The sequence below is a fragment of the Listeria grayi DSM 20601 genome, from assembly GCF_000148995.1.
Classification (GTDB): domain Bacteria; phylum Bacillota; class Bacilli; order Lactobacillales; family Listeriaceae; genus Listeria; species Listeria grayi.
In genome coordinates, this window is record NZ_GL538352.1 from 57062 (window position 1) to 78132 (window position 21071).

The 21071-nt window shown below is 41.6% G+C and carries 25 protein-coding genes and 1 pseudogene; 7 read left to right on the forward strand and 19 right to left on the reverse strand.

Annotated features, from left to right (window positions below; genetic code table 11):
- Window positions 1-7: 7 nt before the first annotated feature.
- Complete coding sequence (locus tag HMPREF0556_RS00340; protein WP_003754373.1) at window positions 8-817, reverse strand: Cof-type HAD-IIB family hydrolase; 810 nt, start codon at window positions 815-817, stop codon at window positions 8-10.
- A 146-nt stretch (window positions 818-963) separates the two neighbouring features.
- On the opposite strand from HMPREF0556_RS00340, the gene yjfP reads away from it, so the two are divergent.
- The 3 genes from yjfP to HMPREF0556_RS13345 all read left to right on the forward strand — a co-directional run bounded on the left by yjfP (window position 964) and on the right by HMPREF0556_RS13345 (window position 2403).
- Window positions 964-1722, forward strand: coding sequence for an esterase (yjfP, locus tag HMPREF0556_RS00345; protein ID WP_040486562.1), 759 nt, complete (start codon window positions 964-966; stop codon window positions 1720-1722).
- A gap of 64 nt (window positions 1723-1786) precedes the next feature.
- Complete coding sequence (locus tag HMPREF0556_RS00350) at window positions 1787-2095, forward strand: metal-sulfur cluster assembly factor (protein WP_040486344.1); 309 nt, start codon at window positions 1787-1789, stop codon at window positions 2093-2095.
- Between the two features lie 131 nt (window positions 2096-2226).
- On the forward strand, window positions 2227-2403 hold the full coding sequence (locus HMPREF0556_RS13345; RefSeq protein WP_003754385.1) for a trypsin-like serine peptidase: 177 nt from the start codon (window positions 2227-2229) through the stop codon (window positions 2401-2403).
- Window positions 2404-2446: 43 nt separating this feature from the next.
- On the opposite strand, the gene HMPREF0556_RS13745 is transcribed toward HMPREF0556_RS13345, so the two are convergent.
- The 3 genes and pseudogenes from HMPREF0556_RS13745 to HMPREF0556_RS00360 form a co-directional block, all read right to left on the reverse strand.
- Window positions 2447-2863, reverse strand: coding sequence for a methyl-accepting chemotaxis protein (locus HMPREF0556_RS13745; protein ID WP_256595519.1), 417 nt, complete (start codon window positions 2861-2863; stop codon window positions 2447-2449).
- Between the two features lie 123 nt (window positions 2864-2986).
- A pseudogene (locus HMPREF0556_RS13750) lies at window positions 2987-3334 on the reverse strand (PAS domain S-box protein); the annotation flags it as partial.
- Window positions 3335-3429: 95 nt separating this feature from the next.
- Window positions 3430-3777 (reverse strand): PTS lactose/cellobiose transporter subunit IIA, encoded by a 348-nt coding sequence (locus HMPREF0556_RS00360; protein ID WP_003754390.1) that lies wholly within the window; start codon window positions 3775-3777, stop codon window positions 3430-3432.
- 109 nt (window positions 3778-3886) lie between these two features.
- On the opposite strand from HMPREF0556_RS00360, the gene HMPREF0556_RS00365 reads away from it, so the two are divergent.
- Together HMPREF0556_RS00365 and HMPREF0556_RS00370 are read left to right on the forward strand one after the other, a co-directional pair.
- On the forward strand, window positions 3887-4066 hold the full coding sequence (locus tag HMPREF0556_RS00365; RefSeq protein WP_003754392.1) for a hypothetical protein: 180 nt from the start codon (window positions 3887-3889) through the stop codon (window positions 4064-4066).
- A 401-nt stretch (window positions 4067-4467) separates the two neighbouring features.
- A complete protein-coding gene (locus tag HMPREF0556_RS00370) occupies window positions 4468-4989 on the forward strand; it encodes a type 1 glutamine amidotransferase domain-containing protein (protein WP_040486346.1) in 522 nt (173 codons plus the stop codon).
- A gap of 222 nt (window positions 4990-5211) precedes the next feature.
- On the opposite strand, the gene HMPREF0556_RS00375 is transcribed toward HMPREF0556_RS00370, so the two are convergent.
- The 11 genes from HMPREF0556_RS00375 to HMPREF0556_RS00425 all read right to left on the reverse strand — a co-directional run bounded on the left by HMPREF0556_RS00375 (window position 5212) and on the right by HMPREF0556_RS00425 (window position 15154).
- Entirely contained in the window at window positions 5212-5487 is a 276-nt protein-coding gene (locus tag HMPREF0556_RS00375; protein ID WP_003754396.1) for a hypothetical protein, read from the reverse strand.
- Between the two features lie 66 nt (window positions 5488-5553).
- A complete protein-coding gene (locus HMPREF0556_RS00380) occupies window positions 5554-6846 on the reverse strand; it encodes an NCS2 family permease (protein ID WP_003754398.1) in 1293 nt (430 codons plus the stop codon).
- Between the two features lie 98 nt (window positions 6847-6944).
- Window positions 6945-8093: a pyridoxal phosphate-dependent aminotransferase gene (locus HMPREF0556_RS00385; RefSeq protein ID WP_003754400.1), complete on the reverse strand. Its 1149-nt coding sequence runs from the start codon at window positions 8091-8093 to the stop codon at window positions 6945-6947.
- A gap of 75 nt (window positions 8094-8168) precedes the next feature.
- Complete coding sequence (locus HMPREF0556_RS00390; RefSeq protein ID WP_003754401.1) at window positions 8169-8894, reverse strand: amino acid ABC transporter ATP-binding protein; 726 nt, start codon at window positions 8892-8894, stop codon at window positions 8169-8171.
- Window positions 8887-10350, reverse strand: coding sequence for an ABC transporter substrate-binding protein/permease (locus HMPREF0556_RS00395; RefSeq protein ID WP_003754402.1), 1464 nt, complete (start codon window positions 10348-10350; stop codon window positions 8887-8889). Before HMPREF0556_RS00395 ends, HMPREF0556_RS00390 begins: the two co-directional genes overlap by 8 nt.
- A gap of 158 nt (window positions 10351-10508) precedes the next feature.
- Complete coding sequence (locus HMPREF0556_RS00400) at window positions 10509-11036, reverse strand: hypothetical protein (protein ID WP_003754403.1); 528 nt, start codon at window positions 11034-11036, stop codon at window positions 10509-10511.
- 85 nt (window positions 11037-11121) lie between these two features.
- On the reverse strand, window positions 11122-11550 hold the full coding sequence (locus HMPREF0556_RS12950; protein WP_050776970.1) for a hypothetical protein: 429 nt from the start codon (window positions 11548-11550) through the stop codon (window positions 11122-11124).
- Between the two features lie 18 nt (window positions 11551-11568).
- On the reverse strand, window positions 11569-12096 hold the full coding sequence (locus HMPREF0556_RS00410; RefSeq protein ID WP_003754407.1) for an IbrB-like domain-containing protein: 528 nt from the start codon (window positions 12094-12096) through the stop codon (window positions 11569-11571).
- Between the two features lie 10 nt (window positions 12097-12106).
- The gene (locus HMPREF0556_RS00415; protein WP_003754409.1) at window positions 12107-13384 is read right to left on the reverse strand and encodes a DUF3440 domain-containing protein; all 1278 of its coding nucleotides are present in this window, start codon (window positions 13382-13384) and stop codon (window positions 12107-12109) included.
- Window positions 13385-13520: 136 nt separating this feature from the next.
- Window positions 13521-14522 (reverse strand): inorganic phosphate transporter, encoded by a 1002-nt coding sequence (locus tag HMPREF0556_RS00420; RefSeq protein ID WP_003754411.1) that lies wholly within the window; start codon window positions 14520-14522, stop codon window positions 13521-13523.
- An 11-nt stretch (window positions 14523-14533) separates the two neighbouring features.
- On the reverse strand, window positions 14534-15154 hold the full coding sequence (locus HMPREF0556_RS00425) for a DUF47 domain-containing protein (protein ID WP_036104794.1): 621 nt from the start codon (window positions 15152-15154) through the stop codon (window positions 14534-14536).
- A 359-nt stretch (window positions 15155-15513) separates the two neighbouring features.
- Between HMPREF0556_RS00425 and HMPREF0556_RS00430 the strand changes: the two genes are divergently transcribed.
- Together HMPREF0556_RS00430 and HMPREF0556_RS00435 are read left to right on the forward strand one after the other, a co-directional pair.
- Complete coding sequence (locus HMPREF0556_RS00430) at window positions 15514-16392, forward strand: aldo/keto reductase (RefSeq protein ID WP_003754413.1); 879 nt, start codon at window positions 15514-15516, stop codon at window positions 16390-16392.
- Window positions 16393-16460: 68 nt separating this feature from the next.
- Window positions 16461-17366 carry a magnesium transporter CorA family protein gene (locus tag HMPREF0556_RS00435; protein ID WP_003754414.1) on the forward strand — a complete coding sequence of 302 codons (906 nt, stop codon included), beginning with the start codon at window positions 16461-16463 and terminating at the stop codon, window positions 17364-17366.
- Window positions 17367-17389: 23 nt separating this feature from the next.
- Here the strand turns inward: HMPREF0556_RS00435 and HMPREF0556_RS00440 are convergent, their stop codons facing one another.
- The 4 genes from HMPREF0556_RS00440 to HMPREF0556_RS00455 all read right to left on the reverse strand — a co-directional run bounded on the left by HMPREF0556_RS00440 (window position 17390) and on the right by HMPREF0556_RS00455 (window position 20955).
- Window positions 17390-18274, reverse strand: a complete 885-nt coding sequence (locus HMPREF0556_RS00440) for an RluA family pseudouridine synthase (protein WP_003754415.1) — start codon at window positions 18272-18274, stop codon at window positions 17390-17392.
- A 21-nt stretch (window positions 18275-18295) separates the two neighbouring features.
- Window positions 18296-18748: a threonine/serine exporter family protein gene (locus HMPREF0556_RS00445; protein WP_003754416.1), complete on the reverse strand. Its 453-nt coding sequence runs from the start codon at window positions 18746-18748 to the stop codon at window positions 18296-18298.
- 22 nt (window positions 18749-18770) lie between these two features.
- The gene (locus tag HMPREF0556_RS00450; protein WP_003754417.1) at window positions 18771-19538 is read right to left on the reverse strand and encodes a threonine/serine exporter family protein; all 768 of its coding nucleotides are present in this window, start codon (window positions 19536-19538) and stop codon (window positions 18771-18773) included.
- Window positions 19539-19641: 103 nt separating this feature from the next.
- The gene (locus HMPREF0556_RS00455; protein WP_003754418.1) at window positions 19642-20955 is read right to left on the reverse strand and encodes a hemolysin family protein; all 1314 of its coding nucleotides are present in this window, start codon (window positions 20953-20955) and stop codon (window positions 19642-19644) included.
- Window positions 20956-21071: the final 116 nt, after the last annotated feature.

A 21071-nucleotide genomic window follows, 5' to 3' on the forward strand; every position in this document is an offset into this window, starting at 1 on the left:
CTCTTTTTTAAACACCTAAATTTTCTTGTAGATAAATAGCGATGCCATCGTCTTCGTTACTTAACGTCGTTGTATTGGCAATGTTTTTTACTTGCTCATTGCCATTTCCCATCGCTACGCCAGTTCCTGCGAATTCGAGCATTTCCAGATCGTTGAGTTCATCACCGAAAGCGATGATATCTTTGCGATCAAAGCCCAATGATTTCGCAGCAGCTTTTACACCGACAGCTTTATTGATACCGTGCTTGATGATTTCGATCGCCGGCCAAGCAGCGCCCCAAGTCGTATAGGAAAGTTTGGAAGAAAGCTGCTTATCCAAATATTTACGGATCAGCACTAGCTGTTCATCTTGTCCGAATAATAATACGGAGGTCGGATCAATATTGACATTTTGGCGAATATCGCCGATTTTGACATTTTCCAGACCTAAGTGCATCGAGGCAGGAACAGATTCATTTTCCTCGCGGATAAAAACAAAATCTTCTACTTCAGCAGCAATATTGCGGAGCGGAAGGTGGCTTGTGAAATCCAGCAGCTCGTGAACGATATTCAGATCGATCGAATGATGATAGCGATCGGCAAAATCAGGCATTTTGGGATGATGATACACAGCGCCATTGAAATTGACGATTGGTGTCGTGAGCGTCAGTTCATCATAAAATAAATTACTTAACCGGTAAGGTCTACCAGTAGCGATCATAACTTCATGACCAGCATTGCGGGCCCTCTGCAGCGTTTGCTTCGTTGTTTGTGAAATAGTCTGGTCATCTCTTAACGTTGTGCCGTCTAAATCGAGTACAATTAACTTTTTGTCCATACAAAGCTCCTTTAATCCAAATTCAAATCATTCGTGAATAGGTTTTAATCATGATAGAATAACCTTATATTACTATGATAGTATGTATTACGCTATTTGTAAAACTATCCAGATAAAAAGTTATCTGTAGGAGGTAAATGCAGGAAATGATAGAGATCAAACACGAGCAAGTAGGAAATGTTCCTTATTTAAATGTTTATCAGGCAGAACAGGAACAAAAGCGTTTACCGACCGTCTTTTTTTATCACGGTTTCCAAAGTCAAAAAGAATTATACCTGCATTACGGTTATTACCTTGCAGAAAAAGGATTTCGCGTTATTTTGCCGGAAGCTGCTTATCACGGCGAACGTAAGGGAGATGCTGGAACGTTAGAACAGACACATTTTTTCTGGGACGCGATTCAAGGAAATATCGATGAATTTGCTGCTCTGAAAGAATCCTTGATCCAATCAGGACAAACAGATATTGCCCGCATCGGTGTTGGCGGAGTGTCAATGGGAGCAATTACCTCTCTAGGCATCTTAAACCGCTATGAAGATATCCATGCTGTGGTCAGCTTGATGGGGAGCGCCTATTACGTAGATTACGCGAAACAGCTTTCTGAGATAGCAGCCAGCCAAGGAATTACCTTCCCGTATTCTGTAGAAGAGCGCATCGCTCAGCTAGCCCCATATGATCTGACCAAACGCTTAGACCGAATCGGAGACCGCCCCGTATTATTGTGGCATGGCAAGAAAGACGATGTAGTTCCCTACATATACAGCGAACGATTATATCAATCCTTGGTAGAACAACAACTAGCCGACAATGTAGAATTTATCAGCGACGAAAATGCCAAACATAAAGTTACGCTAGCAGGAATTGAAAAAACAGTAGCCTTTTTTACAGAACAATTGGGAAGTTAATGAAAATGATTCTCAAATGTGATATAATGAATTGCAAATAATTGGAAAAGGAGGCATAGGCTTCATGGATGAACAGCTCAAAGAAAATATTGTAGGTGCCTTAGAACAAGTTATCGATCCAGAGCTAGGAATCGACATTGTAAACCTTGGTTTGATTTACGATGTAGACTTAGACGAAGATGGATTATGTACGATCACAATGACGCTTACAACAATGGGATGCCCACTTGCAGGGATCTTGACAGACCAAGTCCGCATGGCTACCGCCGATATTCCTGAAATCAAAGATACAAACGTTAATGTTGTATGGAGTCCGCCATGGACAAAAGACCGCATGTCCCGCTATGCGAAAATCGCGCTGGGGATTCGTTAAAGTTAGCGCATTATCTCGATATTCGCTTAGGAATACAAGTTTATAAAGAAGTTACAAGGTATTTTCTATTATTTTTAAATAGTAGGAGGTACCTTTTTTGTTATTTTCAAAAGAGCGAAGCAGAAATTTAAATGAACAAGCCACTCAAATCGTGTTCTATTACAAAAGGCGGACAATCTGGATCAGCTATTTTGAATGGCCAAAATGAGGTTATCGGCGTGCATACCACAGCCGCAGGAAGTTATAATTTTGGTACTAAACTGAATGACACATTTTATGCATTTGTTAAAGAGCATATGGATGAATAATGAAAAGAGCCGCTATTTATAGCGGCTCTTGGCTTATTGATCATCAGACTGTCTTTTCAAATGACAATGCTTCTTCTGTCAAATGCTTGGAGGATCCTTCTAATTTAGTGGAATTATCAATACTGGTACTGATTTCCTCTTTGCTCGTGTGGATGCTTTTTTCGATTTCTTTGATCCCTGCGGACATCTTAGAAACGTTGACGGTAATGTTTTTCGTGCTTTCCTCTACTTGGCGGATAGCTGCTTCAACTTGATTAGAAAGCTTTCTGACTTCATCTGCCACGACTGCAAACCCTCTGCCGTTTTCGCCGGCACGTGCAGCTTCAATTGCTGCATTTAGGGCGAGCAAGTTGGTCTGGCTTGCTATTTTATTGATGATCGCTACGATTTCTTGGATTTCCTGCGTATCTTCTTTTAAAATATTGACTTGTGTCTGCGTTTCTTGATGATGATTTTGCATCAATTGCAGTTCCGTTTGGACTTTCGTTCCAATTTCTTTGCCGGCATCCGCTTGTTTTAAGAGCACTTGAGCGATCTCGCTAAATTCGCTGCTATAGCTTTGCGTCCGCAAAATCCGATCCGTGATGTCGAAGGCGATTTTTCCAATTGCAGTGACAACCCCATTCTCCTTTATAGGAATATAGGTTGCTTGTAGCCAAAGTACTTCTCCGTTTTTGCTTTTCCGTTTTAATTTGTCTTGGATAAATTCTCCTGACAGCAACGTTTTCCAAAAAGTTTCGTAGGCAGGGCTGTCAGTAAAATCAGTAAAGCAGAGATCTGCATGCGTTTTACCTAGTAATTCATCTTTCTCATATGCTAGTGTTTCTGCAAACAATGTATTCACATAAATGATTTCTCGATTTATATTGAATTTTATAGCGGGAACATATTCTAAGATGGCATCAAAAAATAATTTTTCCTCGTTTTCCAGTGTAAATCACTCCTTTCCTTTATTATAAACAAATTTACACGAACAACTAGCTATTTTATGTAAATTTATTATCATTTATAGGGAATAGGAGTGATTTATTTATCACTTTCCAGATCTGCGATGCGGGCTGCTAGTTCTTCGTGCTTTTTATAACTAGTTACCAAACGTTTTGCCATTTCTAGTTCGGCTTTTGCTGTCATAAAATGGTCTTGACCGTGGATCAGTAGGAAGGAGGCGTTTAAGCCGTCACGCTGCTCACTGCTGACGATCTTTGTTTGCCACTGATGTCCTTCTGCAAATTCTTGGTCTGCTTTTTGGAGGTGAGCTGCAGCTGAAGGGAAATCATTTTTTTCAGCAGCCTCGATTGCGGAATAGGCAAATTGACGCATATTTCCACCGTGAAAAATCAGTTTGACTATCGCTTCTTCATTTTGAATACTCATTAGGCTGATCCATTCCTTTCTTTTTCAGCATTTTCAGTCTATAGGCGGAGGTCGTTTCTTCTTATTTATTCTATAATAAAAATAAAGAAACGGCTAGGAGGAGATTGAGATGGAAGAACGTATCTATGACCTGGAAGACCGTGTACAGGATCTGGAATTAGAAGTGGCGGATCTGCGCAAACGCTTGGAAGAAACCAAAAAACCCGCACCTAGAGATAATCGGACATGGTGGGTATTGGTTCCGATAGTAGCGATTATTTGCGGTACGATTATGTCGATCGTTAGCTGATTGGAAAGTTTTGAACTTATTTGCTTGCAATTTTAAGAAAAAGTAGTAAAATAAATTTTAGAGATAGGAACTTTTCCTGATGAAAGTAAAGAAGGTTCTTTATTTTCATGGGGACGAGTCCCTATCATGATTATAGTGGTGCAGACGTATCCATCTTCCAATAGAGTCTATAATTGCTATTATAGATTTTTTAACGTCAAACCATTATTTGTTTTCATTCATCTCATTTGCCATGTATTCTTGTTTGCGCCTCATCCCGTTATGCGCAGACGTATAGACATGATGGCGACGCTGAAATTATTTTCAGCGTATTTTTTTTGGATTTTTTTAAGCCACCTTATTTCCTTTCCGTTTTTGAAATTGGTATACTCAGGAGAGAAGATCAGAAGGAGGGAAAAAGAATGTCATTAACAGGAAAAAGAATTCTGGCCTTGGTCAGCGATGATTTTGAAGACTTAGAATTATGGTATCCCGTTTTACGTGTAAGAGAAGAGGGGGCAACAGTCGATTTAGTTGGTGAAGAAGCCGGACATGTCTATCACGGTAAATATGGTGTTCCTGCAACCTCAGATTATAGCTTTGATGAAATCAAGCCGGAAGATTACGACGGGATATTAGTTCCCGGCGGCTGGTCGCCTGATAAGCTGAGAAGATATGAGAAAGTTCTAGACTTCATAAAATATTTCGATCGTGAGAAGAAACCAATCGGTCAAATTTGCCACGCAGGCTGGGTATTGATCTCCGCGGGTATTTTGGATGGCGTGAATGTCACAAGTACGCCCGGTATCAAGGACGATATGACAAATGCTGGTGCAATCTGGCATAATGAAGCGGTTGTAACAGACCGTCACATTATTTCAAGTCGTCGTCCCCCGGATCTGCCGGAATATCTACCTGCCTATATCAAAGCATTTTCTAAATAAAAAGAAGCCAATCGCTAAGATTGGCTTCAGACTGAAGAAAAATACCATTTCAATCATTATTTTACTGTTTTCAGCTTGGTGAAAAATGATTAGATTCTAGGCAAAGCCGAGTACCGAAGCGGAGCGTACTTGTGACGCGTGAATCGGAACGCAGGCTTTAACGACGAAGATGAGCGTTTTTCGCCAAGCTGAGAAGCCAATCACTAAGATTGGCTTCTTTTTTTACCCTAAATAGAAATTGATTATAAAACCGATGAAGCAAGGAATTGCGGCGACCACGAAAGCAATACTAAAACGCAGCTGTTTCTTGCGTCCCTCCCGATTGTTCTGATAACGAGAACCGGTGGTGAATAATGCTGAAAAAATGATCGATCCGAAAATCAAGATCGTTGTTACTAAAGAAAATAGATTGGCGCCTATTTCTTTGGAAGTAAATAAACTGATCAAGAAAATAACAATTGCTCCGCCTAATCCGGCTAAAAATGATTTTAAATACAACGGCTCAGTCACTCTTTTCACATAAAGTCTTACTTCCTTTATAGCAAAACTTTCGGCGTTTGTCTATTAATGCGGCAAGAAAGCCACAAGAATGAAGAAAAGAATCGCGATCACGATCAAGAAAGGATTGAGCTCACGCCATTTTCCTGTAAAGACCTTCAAGACAGGGTAAGAAATGAAACCAAATGCCAGACCGATCGCAATGCTAGAAGTAAGTGGCATCGCTAGGATAACGAGGAATGCCGGAAAGGCTTCATCTAAAGTATCCCAATCAATCTCTTTCACGGCACCGATCATCATGCTACCGACAACGATAAGCGCAGGAGCAGTGATCGCAGAGATTCCGGAGATCGCCCCAACTAAAGGTGCAAAGAAGGCAGATACGATGAAAAGCATGGCTACAGTAAATGTAGTAAGCCCTGTACGTCCGCCAGTTTCAACGCCGGCTGACGACTCGATATACGCGCTTGTCGGCGTAGTACCCAGCATAGAACCAACACTTGTAGCTACAGCATCAGCAAGAAGCGCTTGCTTAGCATTAGGTAATTTTTCGCCGCGCATCAATCCTGCACGTTTTGCCACTCCGATCATGGTTCCAGTTGTATCAAAAATCGTGATAAGTAGGAAGGAGAGGATCACGGCATACAGGCTGTGGCTGATAACATCTCCAAAAGCATGAATCGGATTGGTAAATACGAATTCCGGCATTGTCGGCATTTTTACAAAGCCGTTCGTAAATTTCAACGTACCAGTAAAGAAAGCAATGATTGCAGTAGCGATCATGCCAATGAAAAGTGCGCCTTTTACGCGCAATGCAAGGAAAATCAAAGTAATCGCTAGACCGATGATCGCAAGCAGTGCTTCTTGGGAATGCAGGTCACCCAGTCCTACTAAGTTAGAGGGGTTAGCAACAATGATACCAGTCATTCTAAAACCTAAGAAAGCAATGAAAAGACCGATTCCGGCGGTTATCCCTGCTTTTAGATTATGCGGGATGGCTTCGATCAATTTTTCCCGGAAAGGCGTTAATGAAAGTAATAAGAAAATAAGACCAGCCACAAAGACAGCGGCAAATGCTACGGAATAGTCTAGTTTTTGCGTCGTTACGACAGTAACAAAATACGCATTCATTCCCAAACCAGGCGCGATCGCAATTGGATAGTTAGCGAATAATGCCATCCACAGCGTCCCGATCACAGCAGAAATGATCGTTGCCATAAACACAGTTTGAAAGGGGACATGCGCTGCGGACAAGATCGCAGGGTTCACCACGATAATATAGACCATTGTTAAAAAGGTGGTAAAACCAGAGATTACTTCCGTTTTTACATCTGTACCAGCTTCTTTTAACCGAAACATATAGTTAACACTCCTTTATAAATAACGAACAATTTAAAACCACAATATCAATAATATTCGTTTTTTAGTAAAAAAGCAAGCCTGTTTTGGTAATTTCATTAGAAAGAAAGATCCTCTAGCCGATCAAAGGCTTCTTTCAAAATCGGGATTGGCTGAGTGGCAGCGATCCGGACATAATTATCTCCGCTTTCGCCGAATGCCAATCCTGGGATCACCAGCACTTTTGTTTCTTTTAAGAGGTATTCGCTGAATGGAACAGAGCTCATCTGCGTGCGCGTGATATTAACAAACGCATACATGGATCCTTTTACAGGATGGAGTGACAAATACGGAATCGCTGCGATACGCTCTGCGATATATTCCAAGCGTTTTTGGAATATAGCCGTCACTTGAGGTATTAATGTTTCTGCATGGTTCAACGCATAAATCGCTGCCCGTTGTGAGGGGGACGGTGCTGAATAGGTAATGCCTTCATTCAGTAGCTTGGCTGCCTCATTGATATAAGGTGGTGCGATCATGTAGCCGATCCGCCAGCCAGTCATGGCGAAATTTTTAGAGAGACTGCCTAGTAGAATCGTATGTTCCGGCGCAAAAGCAAGCATCGGAGTAAAATCACTGTAAAAGCTGAAGCCATCATAAACTTCATCGGAAATAATATAAAAATCGTATTTTTCCGCGAGTGCAGCGATCTTGGTAAATGCTTCTTTCGAAAATACCGCACCAGTTGGATTATTGGGGGAATTCAAGATAAATGCTTTGGTCTTAGGCGAAACAGCAGCTTCTAAAAGATCGATATCGATCTCAAAACCATCTTTTTCATAAGTAGGAACGACAACGGGAACACCCTGTGATTGGATGATCTGTTCTTTATAAGGTGAAAAGAACGGTTCGTGCAGAATTACTTCGTCACCGGGATCAAGAATAACTTGCAATGCTAAATACATCGCATGAGAAGCGCCAACTGTGGCACGAACTTGATTGGCAGCTACTTCTAAATGATAGAATCGTTTGTAAAAATCGATCACAGCATTGATAAAAGTGATTTCTCCGCCAGATTCTGTATATTTGGTATGGCCGGCTTTTACATCTGCGAAAGCTGCTTCGATGATCGTCTTGTCTGTGATGATGTCGGGATCACCGATGGACAGATCCAGCAGATCCGGAGTCGTTTTGGCAAGTGTGCCGATGTTGGCAAGAATATTGACGGGTGTTCCTTGATGGCGTTTAGCGATGTTGGTACTGTTCATTGTGTATTTCACTCCTTATGTTGGTAGATAGATAAAAGGAAGGACCGTATCGTATGGTCACTTCCTTTTTTATTGTTAGGCGAGTACTTTACTTAGGAAATTTTGTGCACGTTCGGATTTGGTATGATTAAATACTTCATCTGGAGTGCCTTCCTCTTGGATAACGCCGTCGTCCATAAAAATGACCCGGTCGGCTACTTCTTTAGCAAATCCCATTTCGTGTGTCACCACTACCATGGTCATGCCTTCTTTTGCTAGTTCTTTCATAACTGCCAATACTTCGCCGACCATTTCGGGGTCAAGGGCGGAAGTAGGTTCATCGAAAAGAAGGACATCGGGGTTCATTGCCAAAGCTCTGGCGATTGCCACACGCTGCTGCTGGCCGCCGGATAAACTGCTTGGATAATTATCAGCTTTATCAGCGAGACCAACTTTTGTCAGCAAAGCGAGTGCTTTTTCTTTTGCTTCTTTATCATTTGTTTTTTTAACTTTTAGTGGCGCTAATGTTAAATTTTCTAAAACAGTTTTATGTGGAAATAGATTAAAGTTTTGGAAAACCATGCCCATTTTTTGACGCAGCTCATTGATATCGGTGTTTTTGGCAAGTAAATCTTTTTCTTCAAAGCGGATCGTGCCTTTGGTTGGCTGTTCAAGCAGGTTCAAACATCTTAAAAAGGTGCTTTTCCCACTGCCGGAAGGGCCAATAACGACGATCACCTCACCAGTTTGGATATCTAAATCGATCCCTTTCAAAACCTCTAACTTACCAAAATATTTATGAAGATTGGAAACATTAATCACTAGTCTTCATTCTCCTTTCTGCAACCCCTAGTAATCTGGACAATCCGAATGTCAGTACAAAGTAGATAAGGGAAGTGATCACTAACGGAATAAACGGCTTGAAGCTGGCGCCTTGAACGACACCGGTCACGAACATCAGCTCGCCGACACCGATAACGGATACGATCGAGGATTCTTTGATAACCGAAACAAATTCATTCCCAAGCGCAGGAAGAATATTTTTAACTGCTTGCGGCAAGATAATATAGCGCATGCTTGTTCCGCGAGTCATTCCCAGAGAACGAGCGGCTTCCATTTGTCCTTTGTTGACCGCTGAGATACCGGCACGAATGATCTCGGCAACATAAGCAGCGCTATTTAGGGAAAGGGCGATACAACCGGATAAGAAGGCAGATAAGTTAAGGCCAAGTATCTGGGTACCGAAGAATACGATAGAAATTTGAACAAGCAATGGTGTGCCGCGGACAAACTCGATATACCACGAAGCAGGCCAGCGCAGCCATCTTGTTTCAGAAAGTTTCATCAATGCCAATAGCGAACCGAGAATCGATCCAAACAGCACGCCGACAATTGCTAAGAGAATGGTGTAAAGTGTTCCTTTCAGGAAGTAATCTTTGTATTTTTGGAAAAAACTTTCTTCTAAAAACATTTGCTTGTTTGCCGTTGCTTGATATTTTTTCAATGCTCCAGAATCCTTGATATCTTTAATAGAAGCATTTACTTTATCCTGCAATGCAGTGGAGCCTTTTGGAAGGGCGATCGCAGTATCTTTTTGACCATTGGCGAATTTGACATTTTTTGCATAGGCAAGTGCTTTGTTTTGAGAAACATAGGCATCAGCCACAGGGCCTTCAAGTACAGCGGCATCGATTTTATTCGATGTAAGATTTAAGATAATATCGGGAACTTTTTGTAGAGACATTACGGTAGAGCCACTCAATTCGTTTTGGGCAAGTTCTTCTTGTGTCGTTTGTTTTTGAGCGCCGACTTTAACGCCTTGGAAGTCGCTGGTGGATTTGAATTTATTTTGATCCACTTTGCGGACGATGACTTTCTGATCCACACGCATGTATGTATCAGAAAAATCTACTTCTTTTTCTCGTTCAGGAGTTGGCGACATCCCGGAGATGATCATATCGATCTTGCCGGTTTTTAAAGCACCGAGTAAACTTTCAAAATTCATTTCTGTAATAACCGGTTTTACTTTTAGATCTTTTGCGATTTTATCTGCAATACTGATATCAAAACCGACGATCTTATCTTTTCCTTTAATAGTTTGATGAAATTCATAGGGAGGGTAATCAGCAGATAGACCGACTCTTAATTCTCCGTTTTTCTGAATTTTTTTCAAATAAGGATCTGTTTCTGCGGCGGACGCAGCGTGGATCGAAGGGATGAGGAAGGTGAAAAAAATAGCGAGTGCAATAAATAATTTGGTTGATTTCCCTTTTGTCATAAAAATGCTCCTATCGTTTGTATTATCTTATTATAATACAACATAATGTTTAATTATTCAATAAAAGATTATAAAAATAATAATAACATGTATAAAAAAGGATGTTTATACATAGAAATGAATATAGAGCCGACCTTGGTAAGGGCCAGCTCTATAGGCTAAAATTCTTCTTTGAGTAGTTTTTGAATAAAATAACAGAGAATAAATAAACTGACCGGCAAGGAAGGATCCTTGTCTGCCGTTTCGATCGAAATGAATTTTTTCATCTTATCATTCGTTTGATCGATTTTTGCAACTTCCTTATCATCCGCATAGATCACGAGTGGATCTTCTTTAGTGATTTGGGAGATTAGGATTTTTTTGCTAGAACCTTCCCACTCACCGGAAATAGACAGCGCTTCCTCCATATTTCCTAGTTCTTCTTGGAAGGCGATCGTGCTACTGTCCTCCAAATTATGGAAAACAACGGTTGCGCCTTCTGTGCCAAGCCAGCCGATCTCAAGCGTGACAGAGGCATTTTCTGTGTTGTTGCTGGCATGATAGGTGTAAATATCCTGCTTTTTGGAAAATGCGATCTGTGTAGCTGCTTTGGTGATCTCGCCAATAACTTCTTCTTCATTGTTATAGATCGGAATAGGTTTCTTTTTTTGGAACATCAACGGTTTTTCAAAATAATAAATCCCCATTTATTGACCCCTCTTTCTATGTAACACGGTATAAGGAACTTTTCCCTAATCACAAAGTGAAAAACAGCACAATGAGAGGAAGAGATCAAAACTTGTAAGCCCGCTGTTTCCAGTCATCGGAACGCTTTAGGAAAATATAGTTGGCTGTTTCTTTATATACCTCGAATCCCTTGTTAAGAAAGAAGGTGTGTTGGTGCGTATCGTTTTTCCTGATATCCGTGTAAAGGGTATAGCTAGCTTCGTTCTTGATCGTTCGTAGCGTCAGGTTGGCGATCTTTGTCCAGTGCGCTTCATCTATACCGTAAATCTCGCCGATCTCGATTCCTCTTCGACCGTTTTCGAAGGAGGAGAAAGCACAGACTTGTGTTCCTTGTTTGCCGATCAGCCAGGTTTTATCCTGTGTATTGACAAGATAGGGAAAGAGTTTCTGCCAAACGCGCTCTGCGAAATAGGGCGCCATGTATTGATAAAAGATTTTTTTGTTATAGGGGGGAGCAAAGATTATCGTTTCCAAAGTTTCACATCCCTTTTCTTAGCTGTAGTAACGTTCTTCAAATTCTTCCCAGGAGTCGGAAAAATCGTGATTAGCGAAGATGTCTTTTAAAAAAGTATTTTGTTTCAGACGAATGACTTCTTCTTTATCCATTCCGAGATTGAGAGCGATCTCGGATTCATCCCAACCGGAGCGGATCAGCATTTCGATTATATTCGACATGCCTTCGATACTGTGTGTTCCCCGTGCGCGGTTATGCCGGATCGTGCTTGCCATACGATGAGCAAGCGATTTGTCGATGACAGTGACAGGAACCTCTTTTAGCTGAAGTCGTCTTCGGGCCAAGAAAAATCGGTGATAGCCGTCGACGATCTTATATCTGTCGATTTTAGGGATATAATAACAGACGATCGGTTGTGTAAAGCCATCCTCGCGAATCGATCGCTCCAGCAGTGCGAGTTCTGGAGTTGCAACTTTGTTGGGATTATAGCCGTTTTCATCGACTTTATCGATTGGCACCATTTTTACATTTAGAACGGGAAAAGTGATTTTACTCTGCATTGTCATGTGGACCACCTTATTTAGAAGTTTCGCGTTGCATTTTGTTGATGATAGATTGGTAAATCTTTCCATTGAGGGCTTCGATACCTAGCTGACCGTGAAATTCATCATATAGTTGATAAAGTTCCTGTTCATCTTTTTTCGTCAGGCTATATTGCCTTGTCGTCAGGGCAAAATCGTTTTTTTCAAGGACGCGGGCGAGACTTTTCCAATTATGCCATAAGCGCTCGTCTTTTTTCCATTCACGCTGTTTGGCTTCATCTACCATATCGCAAACATCCATGTCGTATTTCTTCTTATAGTAATTCATTAGGATCTTAAATTTACGATGGTAATGGTCGCGCAGCTTTTCGCTGTAAAAACCATAGCTTTCTAGCAGAAAGACAGTATACTGCTGCCAAGTCATATGGAGCGGTTTTTTTGTTTTCGCATAGCCGAGCAGATGTGTTTTAGAATACAGACTACCGAAATTAGCACCGCTTACACGATTGACGATCTTTTCCCATAAGTGCGGTTCCAGTGCGGCAAATTGTTTGAGGCCAATGCGCTGCTGTAGACCATAAGGCTGACAGATACGCATGTGCTTGAAAGGGATCCCATTTTTATACATCTGATCGTAAATGTGATTATACTCCCAGTCGAAACAGGAGATTGCTTTCCAAATATCTTCAAACTTCCAGTCGAAAATCGGATAGAATTTATAATAGCCATCTTTGGAACGGTTGATCCATTGTTTGCCGCGGTATTTATTGATCCCGTTCTGAATCGCATTATAACGCATCAGGCTCTCTTGGGTGCGTAAACCGATCCCGCATGCGATCGTAGAATCGGCGTGGATCTCTTGATACCATTTCCCGAATTTTTTTAAAAAGATGTCTGGATTACCGTGGCTGCGATTGAAATAATATAATAGCCGTTCATCTAATTTATCCAATGTTATCGCATCCTGTGGTAGAGGATGGATCCAACGTTCTTTTTCCCGCGGATTCCACATGATCCATTGCGGCTGCAAGATACTGGAATAGTTATCTTCATAAAACGGCAGACAAAAATGGTAAACCGTTCCCACAGTGGGCAATTGTTTACAGCGTTCTAAAAATATAACGGTTTCTGTATAGTTTGCTTCGATATCCAAAATCACGATATCGAATGTGCGGTTCATTTTCTGGGCGATCTGATTAGCTAGATAGACCATGATACCACTATCTTTACCGCCGCTCACTGAAAAATAAACGTGCTCAAATTCTTGAAATATGTAACGCATTCTTGCTTGGGCAGCTTCCAGTACATTCATTAAGTATCACTCCTAGCCCAGTTATATTAAGTATTATTATGAACATATCATACTATTATTGAGTGGGATAATCAAGCAAGGGCAAGAAAGGAAAAGCCTAATAAAAAAGCCTCGCAGCAGGTGCGAAGCCGTTGTTTTATGATAAAAATAAATGAAGCAGGAAGTAAAGCGCACCTGCAAATAATGCAGAAATCGGTAGTGTGATGATCCAAGTGATCACCATTCGCTGTGCAGTATCCCATTTAACACCTTTGACACGATGTGATGTACCTACCCCTAAGATAGAAGAGCTGATAACATGGGTCGTGCTGACAGGCAAGTGGATAAATGTGGCTCCGAATATGATGATAACGGAACTCAAGTCAGCTGCTACACCATTGACTGGCTTGATCTTCATGATCTTTCCACCAACAGTTTGGATGATCTTCCAGCCACCGATACTTGTACCGATCGCCATTGCCAAGGCACAACTCACTTGAACCCAAAGCTGAACGTCGTCTCCAGTTTGGAAACCATTAGCGATCAAGGCAAGTGTGATGATACCCATTGATTTTTGAGCATCATTCGTACCGTGCGTGTAGGATTGCAACGCAGCGGTAAAGACTTGGATGTAACGGAAATTACGGTTTGTTGAAGCTAAATTTAGATTTTTTAATGTTAATTTGAATATCGTATAAATCAAGTACCCAACTGCAAAAGCAATGAAAGGAGAAGCGATCAGTCCAACGATGATCGTTAGGAACCCACTGTATTCAATGGAACCGAAGCCAGCAGCGGCAATAGCTGCACCAGCGATCGAGCCGATCAGGGCGTGCGAGGAACTGCTTGGGATACCGAAGTACCAAGTCAGCAAGTTCCATGCGATTGCTGAAAGAAGTGCGGCCAACAAGACGATCTCGCCATGTGGCAGTCGAAATGGATCAACGATATCTTTTGTGATCGTTTTGGCAACCCCTGTAAAAGAAACTGCCCCTATGAAGTTCATTGTAGCCGCCATAACGATAGCGTGACGCGGCTTTAAGGCTTTTGTCGAAACACTTGTCGCAATGGCATTTGCAGTATCATGAAAACCGTTTATGAGGTCAAATGTTAACGCTGCAAGAACAATAACAACGGTAATTAGTAACATACTCTCCATTATCTAGCTCCTTATGCATTTTTCATGACAATCGATTCAAGTGTATTTGCTACACTTTGACAACTGTCTGCAATGTCTTCTAGGTTTTGATAAACTTCTTTGTGACGGATCAAGCGGATTGGATCTTGTTCGCGTTTGAACAGTTCAATCAATGCTTCACGATAAACTTCATCACAGTGAGATTCATAATCTTTGATTTTAATAGCAAGTTTGCGTACGTCTTTTAATTTTTTGTCGAATACTAGATCCACAGCTCTTTCGATTTCAACCGTGCTGCTTTGGATAGCTTCGATCAATTTGACCATGTAGTCGTCGTAATGAGTGATTTGGCAAATTTCAAGTGAGAAAGCAGTTTCTTCCAGACCGTCCATGATATCATCCAGACGATTGGTAAGCTCAAGCATATCTTCTCGTTCGATAGGAGTGATAAATGCGTCGTTCAGTTCCATAATAATTTTATGGACCATTGTATCACCAGTGGTTTCGTATTCTTTGATTTTATCAGAAAATATATGAAGGTCATCTATAGAATTGATATTGAAAGAAGCGAAAAAATTAGCACCTTCCCGTAAATTAACAGCAATATCATGTAGCAATGAAGCAAAACGATCCTTTTTATTTTTAAAAGCCATTTCTGAAATTTCCTCCGATCTTTTTTGATACATAAGTTTGGACCAAACAGGAGAAATAGAGCGTCCGTTCGGCGTTTTTTTATGTATAAAATGTTTACAAGAATATAAAAATTTTAAGGTTGAAATTTACCACAAATTAATACTAACATAGGATGATATTAAATAAAAACTCTTTTTTGATAATTTAATAAAGAAATAATATAGTAAGCGTTATCATTTTGATTTTCCTCCGATTTTTATAAAAATAATAAAAACTGGTTTTTTTATTAGGAGAGTGCATGATTTTTCGGTATACTGGGTAGTATAATTATTCCACTAAGAACTGGATATAAAAGTCAAACGATCGGGAGGTTTTAAAAGTGACCAAAACACTAGAAAGTCGCTTTGTGTTACCTGATGGTGCCCGTATGCCTTATATAGGTTTAGGCTTATTCAAATTAAATGAACAAGAGTTGCTCCGAGATGCGATCAGTGAAGCTGCTGCGATCGGATACCGGCTATTTGATACAGCAGCTGTTTATAATAATGAACAGCTGATCGGCGAAGAACTGCGCGCCAGTAATGTTCCGCGGGAAGAGCTGTTTTTGAGCACCAAGATCTGGAATGGCGATCTCGGATATGACAGCACGCTTCGTGCTGTAGAGCGAACGCTGACGAACTTGAAAATGGATTATCTGGATCTTTACTCGATCCACTGGCCAATCGCCGGCAAATACCGCGACACATGGCTGGCTTTAGAACGTCTCAAAGAAGAAAAAGTCGTACGCTCGATCGGCGTTGCGAATTTCAAACAATATCATCTCGATGATCTGTTGACTGTCGCAAATGAAAAGCCAGTCATCAATCAGATTGAAACGCATCCGCTTTTGCCGCAAAATGAATTGCGTGCTTATATGGCAAAGCTCGGGATCGCCCATGGTGCCTGGTCGCCGCTTGCTAAAGGCGCATTGATGCAGGATAAACTGATCGACAAGATCGCGGAAAAGCATGGCGCACAAGTAGATCAAGTCGTACTACAGTGGCATCTCAACCGCAATACGATCATTTTTCCGAAATCGATCAATCCAAAACGCTTGAAAGAAAATGCAGAACTTTCGTATTTCCACTTGGACAGCCATGATATGGAACGGCTAGATAAATTAGCTGGGGATGTTCGTGTAGGACCTGATCCTGATGATCTGGCGTATTTTGTGACAAGCATAGAGCGTGAAAGGGAAGAATTGGCGAATAGAGAATAGATTGGTCGCGTGAGCTGACAAGGTTCACGCGGACTTAATCAAAACAGTAAAAGCTAGCAGGAGGAACTATGGATATAAGAGAAACATTCAATGCGGAAACGAATAAATGGATCGATATCGACGCTTCCAACGGCGAGGATCTCTCCAAACTAAATCAAGTCTACGGCATCGATGAAGAGATCATCGGCTACTCGCTGGATAGAAATGAGCGGGCGCATGTCGAATACGATGAAGATACGGGCGTGTTCTTCTTGATTTATCACGCACCTAATCTCGATGAAACTGGCGATAACTATGAGACCTTTCCGTTCACTTTTATTGTTAAAGATAATTATTTGATCACAATAAGCAGTAAACATACGAAATATATCACCACCATGATGGAAAAATACTTACATAACCATCATGAAGAATCACTTTTTCACTTTCTTTTTAAAAGTTTATTCCTGATCACAGCGGCTTTCTTTCCGTTAGTGGAAAAAATGGATATCAACCGGAAGCGTATCAATGATAAATTAAGAGAAAAAACGACAAAAGAAAACTTGCTGGGATTATCTGATTTAGAAACAGGGATCGTATATTTGGTTTCCGCCTCGAAGCAAAACACGATGCTGCTTGAACAAATCAAGGCGCAGGCCTTTTATCGAAAGCTGACAGAATTCGAGAAAGAACAGCTCGATGATGCATTGATCGAAGCGCGGCAATTACTTGAGATGACTCAGCTCTCTTCACAGATCCTCCAGCAGCTTTCAGGCACCTATAATAATGTCTTAAATAATAATTTGAATGACACGATGAAAATCTTGACTGTCTTATCCGTTCTGCTGACATTGCCAACGATCATTACCGGCTTTTTCGGAATGAATATGCCACTTCCGCTCGAACACAATCGAATGGGCTGGATCATTAGCATCGGAATCAGCTTAGTGAGCTGGTTCATATTATCTTTTATTTTACGCAGAAGAATGCGATAAAAAAGCGCAGCCTCTTTATGAGGTTACGCTTTTTTTAATCGGAAAGAATCATCTGGAGGTTGCTCCCACTTAAGCGTGTTATCTAAAAACGGATGATAGGTTTCCAATTGTTTAGCATGGAGCAACAGCCGCGCGGCACGATTTGAGCCGCCGTAAAGCGAATCCCCGATGATCGGGAAACCAGCATCACTCAGATGAACACGAATTTGATGGGTACGTCCGGTATCTAGCCGGCATTCGAGGAGCGTATTATTCTGCGCTTGATGGCGGGCAAGAATGGCTACATGCGTCACTGCTGTTTGACCGCCGGGGCTCACGCGTCGTTTGTTCGGGTGGTGACGATCACTGCTGATGGGCTTGCGAATAGTGAAATTAGCCGGTCCCTTCCAGATATTGTCCGTGATTGCCAGATAATGCCGGTGGATGGTCCGCTGTTCTAACTGATAGGAAAACGCAGCCAGGGCGATCGCATTTTTAGCAAATAAAAGCAAGCCGCTAGTGGCTTCATCCAAACGGTGGACAGGGGATGCACTTGCACCAGATTGACCTGTTGCATTTAAATAAGCTTGGACACGCTGCTGACAGCTATCTATTTCGCTGGAATCATTGGGATGTGTTTTTAAATTCGCCGGTTTATTGGCAACGAGGATAAAATCATCTTCATAGACGATATCGATCGGACGGTCAGCAGATGTGACGACAGCTTTTTCGAGCAGCGGCAATACTAATAGATCCCCGGCATGAAGTGGCCTGCGCCAATCCGTCAGCTGTTCGTTATTCAACTGCACGTCATGCGACATACGCAAAGTATGGCGCGCTTTTTTTCCTAAATGAAAATGATCGCGCAGCAAGGTTTCTGCATTTATGTTATCCCAAGCCGAAAGTATCGGGATTTTTAAATTCATCATTTTAGCATGCTCCTCTTTATTTTATTTGGTAGAAAGGCGCTTGATAGAGGGGATCAGCAGGTAGCGGCAGAGAATATCTGCTGTAACAAGTCCGACTGCTAAACCGACCGCTGCATAGCCGACATTTAAAAAGACGAATCCGGCTGCAGAATAATCGCCCAGCAACAGTGTACGGAAAGCATCATAAAAAGTGATTCCCGGAACTACTGGTACTAAACCAGGGACGAAATAGACAGTCAGCGGCATTTTGAAGCGGTGTGCAGCAATTTGAGCAGCGACTGCGAGCAAGAGGGAACAGACTAGACTTGCTAAAAAGACGCCGTAGCCATGCTTTGTCATTTCAAAATAGCCGATCCAGCCAATCATACCAATGATTCCGCTAGTGAAAATCGCTTTTTTAGGAACATTGCATAATACTGCAAACGTGACGGAAGAAATGAAACTGAAAAATAAGTGATATGCGATTTCGCCCATGTGCTTTCCAATCCTCTCTTTGCTAAATAATAAATAAATAGTAGACCACTGCGATTCCTGCACCAAGTGAAGCTGCAATCGCAAGTCCTTCGACCGTTCGGATCATGCCTGACAAATAATGTCTTGCCATAATATCACGGATGGCGTTGGTGATCGTGATTCCTGGAACGAGCGGCACGACAGCGCCGATCATTACTAAGCTGGTATGAATACCGATGAAATGTAAAAGTAAATAACCGGTCATCCCACCAACGAATGTTCCACAAAATTCCGCTAAAAAAGGAATGTTCAATAATTTAGAAATCAGTACATAAATAGCAAAAGAAACCACTCCAGCAATCATCGAAGCAGGCAGATCAACAAAACTGCCCCCAAAGATCAATACGATACTGCCACTCAATCCAGCAGTACAAATATATTTCTTCCATAATTGAATCGATGCTTTTTCCGCCTCGACCTTTTTCAAAGCTTGATACAATTCGATCAGCGTGATGTGTTGCAGTGCGAAATCGCGTGATAGCTGGTTGACCTGCGTGATCTTGTTGAGATCATAATCCCGATTATCGATCCGTAAAAAATCTGTACCGAAATCTTCTAGTTTTACGAAAATGCCATTCAGCGTCACATACGTGTATTTGCTGGATTTTGCCGGGTCATTCAAAGCGATCCGAATGATTCGCTCCATCGTATCTTCCGTACGGCTGATCTCAGCACCGTTCTCGACAAGCAACTTACCTGCCAGAAGGCTGACAGCGGCAATCATTTTATTTGTATTTACAACTTCTTCCATTCATTTTCGCCTCGATTCTCCATTACAAATCATATCATCTTTTTTACAAAAAGGGAGTAGGGAAAATAAAAAATCCTGCAGCTTTTACCCTGCAGGATGTTGTTTAATCTTCTTTAGGTGTTTCTTTTTTTATGATCTCAATATATTCGATATGATGAGGTTCCGCTTGCTTGATACGGAAAATATAGCCGCCGTAATCGATCTCATCGCCAATTTCCACTTCGTAATTCTGTGTCAAGAACCAGCCGCCGATCGTATCGACATCTTCTTCTTCAATGGAAGTACCTAAGAAATTATTGACTTCATCAATCAAAACTTTTGCGTCGACGATGTAATGACCTTCTTTGATTTTGCGCACTTCTGGGATCTCATCGGCATCGAATTCGTCACGGATATCACCAACGATTTCTTCAACGATATCTTCTACCGTTACCAGTCCAGAAGTACCACCATATTCATCGAGCAAAATCGCGATATGCGAACGCTCGCGCTGCATTCGGATCAGCAGTTCCTTGATCGGGATCGTTTCGATCACTCGAATGATCGGTTTGACATATGGATCGATACTAAAAGAAGCATTGGTTCCATTTTCAACATAAGCGGACAAAATCTCTTTCAAATTAAGTACGCCGATCACATGGTCCTTATCGCCATCGATGACCGGATAGCGTGTATATCTCTCGATCTGCATGATCTCGGACAATTCGCCGATCGTCGAGCCAGCGTCAACAGTAACGACTTCGGTCCGCGGGATCATGACTTCTTTTGCCATTCGTTCATCAAAATCGAAAATCTTATTGACATAGCGGAATTCCGATTGGTTGATCTCACCACTTTTAAAACTTTCACCAACAATGATTCGGAGTTCATCCTCCGTATGTGCCACTTCATGTTCGGAAGCAGGTTCTAGGCCAAACATCTTTGCAATCAGTACAGCTGATTCGTTTAATAACCAGATGAACGGAAACATCACACGATAAAAGACGTGCAGTGGTCGTGCAACGCTAAGCGCAACACTCTCTGTTTTGTCGATCGCAAGTGTCTTTGGAACAAGTTCCCCAACGACCACGTGCAGGAACGTGATGAAAATGAATGCAATCAAGAACGAGATCAGGGTGACAACTGATTCAGGAATCGTCAAAAGCGCAAATAATGGATGCAACGCTGCTTCCACCGTTGATTCCCCTAACCAACCAAGTCCAAGGGAAGTAATCGTGATCCCTAATTGACAGGCTGATAAATACTCATTCAGATGTGTATTCACATGACGCGCTAACTTTGCTCGCTTGTTTCCCTCTGCGATAAGTTGGTCAAGTCTACTTGACCTCATTTTAACGATCGCAAATTCAGTAGCTACAAAGAACGCCGAAATTGCGATAAGCACCGCAATAATAATGAATTTTAAAAGTAATATCAATAGTTAGCCGCACAGCAGAACTGTGACGGCGAACACCTCCTATAGTTTTTTTATTTCTTTTTGGACAAGGAGATCATCTTGAATAAAAAAAGGTTACTTGGAAAATCCGGCAGCAA

Excerpts from the sequence above, each read along its gene's own strand:
- HMPREF0556_RS00340 (WP_003754373.1), bottom strand. The coding sequence starts at position 817 with ATGGACAAAAAGTTAATTGTACTCGATTTAGACGGCACAACGTTAAGA.
- HMPREF0556_RS00400 (WP_003754403.1), bottom strand. The coding sequence starts at position 11,036 with ATGGGGATTTATTATTTTGAAAAACCGTTGATGTTCCAAAAAAAGAAA.
- HMPREF0556_RS00420 (WP_003754411.1), bottom strand. The coding sequence starts at position 14,522 with ATGGAGAGTATGTTACTAATTACCGTTGTTATTGTTCTTGCAGCGTTA.
- HMPREF0556_RS00360 (WP_003754390.1), bottom strand. The coding sequence starts at position 3,777 with ATGAGTATTCAAAATGAAGAAGCGATAGTCAAACTGATTTTTCACGGT.
- HMPREF0556_RS00380 (WP_003754398.1), bottom strand. The coding sequence starts at position 6,846 with ATGTTTCGGTTAAAAGAAGCTGGTACAGATGTAAAAACGGAAGTAATC.
- HMPREF0556_RS13345 (WP_003754385.1), top strand. The coding sequence starts at position 2,227 with ATGAACAAGCCACTCAAATCGTGTTCTATTACAAAAGGCGGACAATCT.
- HMPREF0556_RS00365 (WP_003754392.1), top strand. The coding sequence starts at position 3,887 with ATGGAAGAACGTATCTATGACCTGGAAGACCGTGTACAGGATCTGGAA.
- HMPREF0556_RS13745 (WP_256595519.1), bottom strand. The coding sequence starts at position 2,863 with ATGCAAAATCATCATCAAGAAACGCAGACACAAGTCAATATTTTAAAA.
- HMPREF0556_RS00450 (WP_003754417.1), bottom strand. The coding sequence starts at position 19,538 with ATGGAAGAAGTTGTAAATACAAATAAAATGATTGCCGCTGTCAGCCTT.
- HMPREF0556_RS00415 (WP_003754409.1), bottom strand. The coding sequence starts at position 13,384 with ATGAATGTACTGGAAGCTGCCCAAGCAAGAATGCGTTACATATTTCAA.
- HMPREF0556_RS00425 (WP_036104794.1), bottom strand. The coding sequence starts at position 15,154 with ATGGCTTTTAAAAATAAAAAGGATCGTTTTGCTTCATTGCTACATGAT.
- HMPREF0556_RS00410 (WP_003754407.1), bottom strand. The coding sequence starts at position 12,096 with ATGACAATGCAGAGTAAAATCACTTTTCCCGTTCTAAATGTAAAAATG.
- HMPREF0556_RS00350 (WP_040486344.1), top strand. The coding sequence starts at position 1,787 with ATGGATGAACAGCTCAAAGAAAATATTGTAGGTGCCTTAGAACAAGTT.
- yjfP (WP_040486562.1), top strand. The coding sequence starts at position 964 with ATGATAGAGATCAAACACGAGCAAGTAGGAAATGTTCCTTATTTAAAT.
- HMPREF0556_RS00370 (WP_040486346.1), top strand. The coding sequence starts at position 4,468 with ATGTCATTAACAGGAAAAAGAATTCTGGCCTTGGTCAGCGATGATTTT.
- HMPREF0556_RS00435 (WP_003754414.1), top strand. The coding sequence starts at position 16,461 with ATGGATATAAGAGAAACATTCAATGCGGAAACGAATAAATGGATCGAT.
- HMPREF0556_RS00395 (WP_003754402.1), bottom strand. The coding sequence starts at position 10,350 with ATGACAAAAGGGAAATCAACCAAATTATTTATTGCACTCGCTATTTTT.
- HMPREF0556_RS00440 (WP_003754415.1), bottom strand. The coding sequence starts at position 18,274 with ATGATGAATTTAAAAATCCCGATACTTTCGGCTTGGGATAACATAAAT.
- HMPREF0556_RS00385 (WP_003754400.1), bottom strand. The coding sequence starts at position 8,093 with ATGAACAGTACCAACATCGCTAAACGCCATCAAGGAACACCCGTCAAT.
- HMPREF0556_RS00445 (WP_003754416.1), bottom strand. The coding sequence starts at position 18,748 with ATGGGCGAAATCGCATATCACTTATTTTTCAGTTTCATTTCTTCCGTC.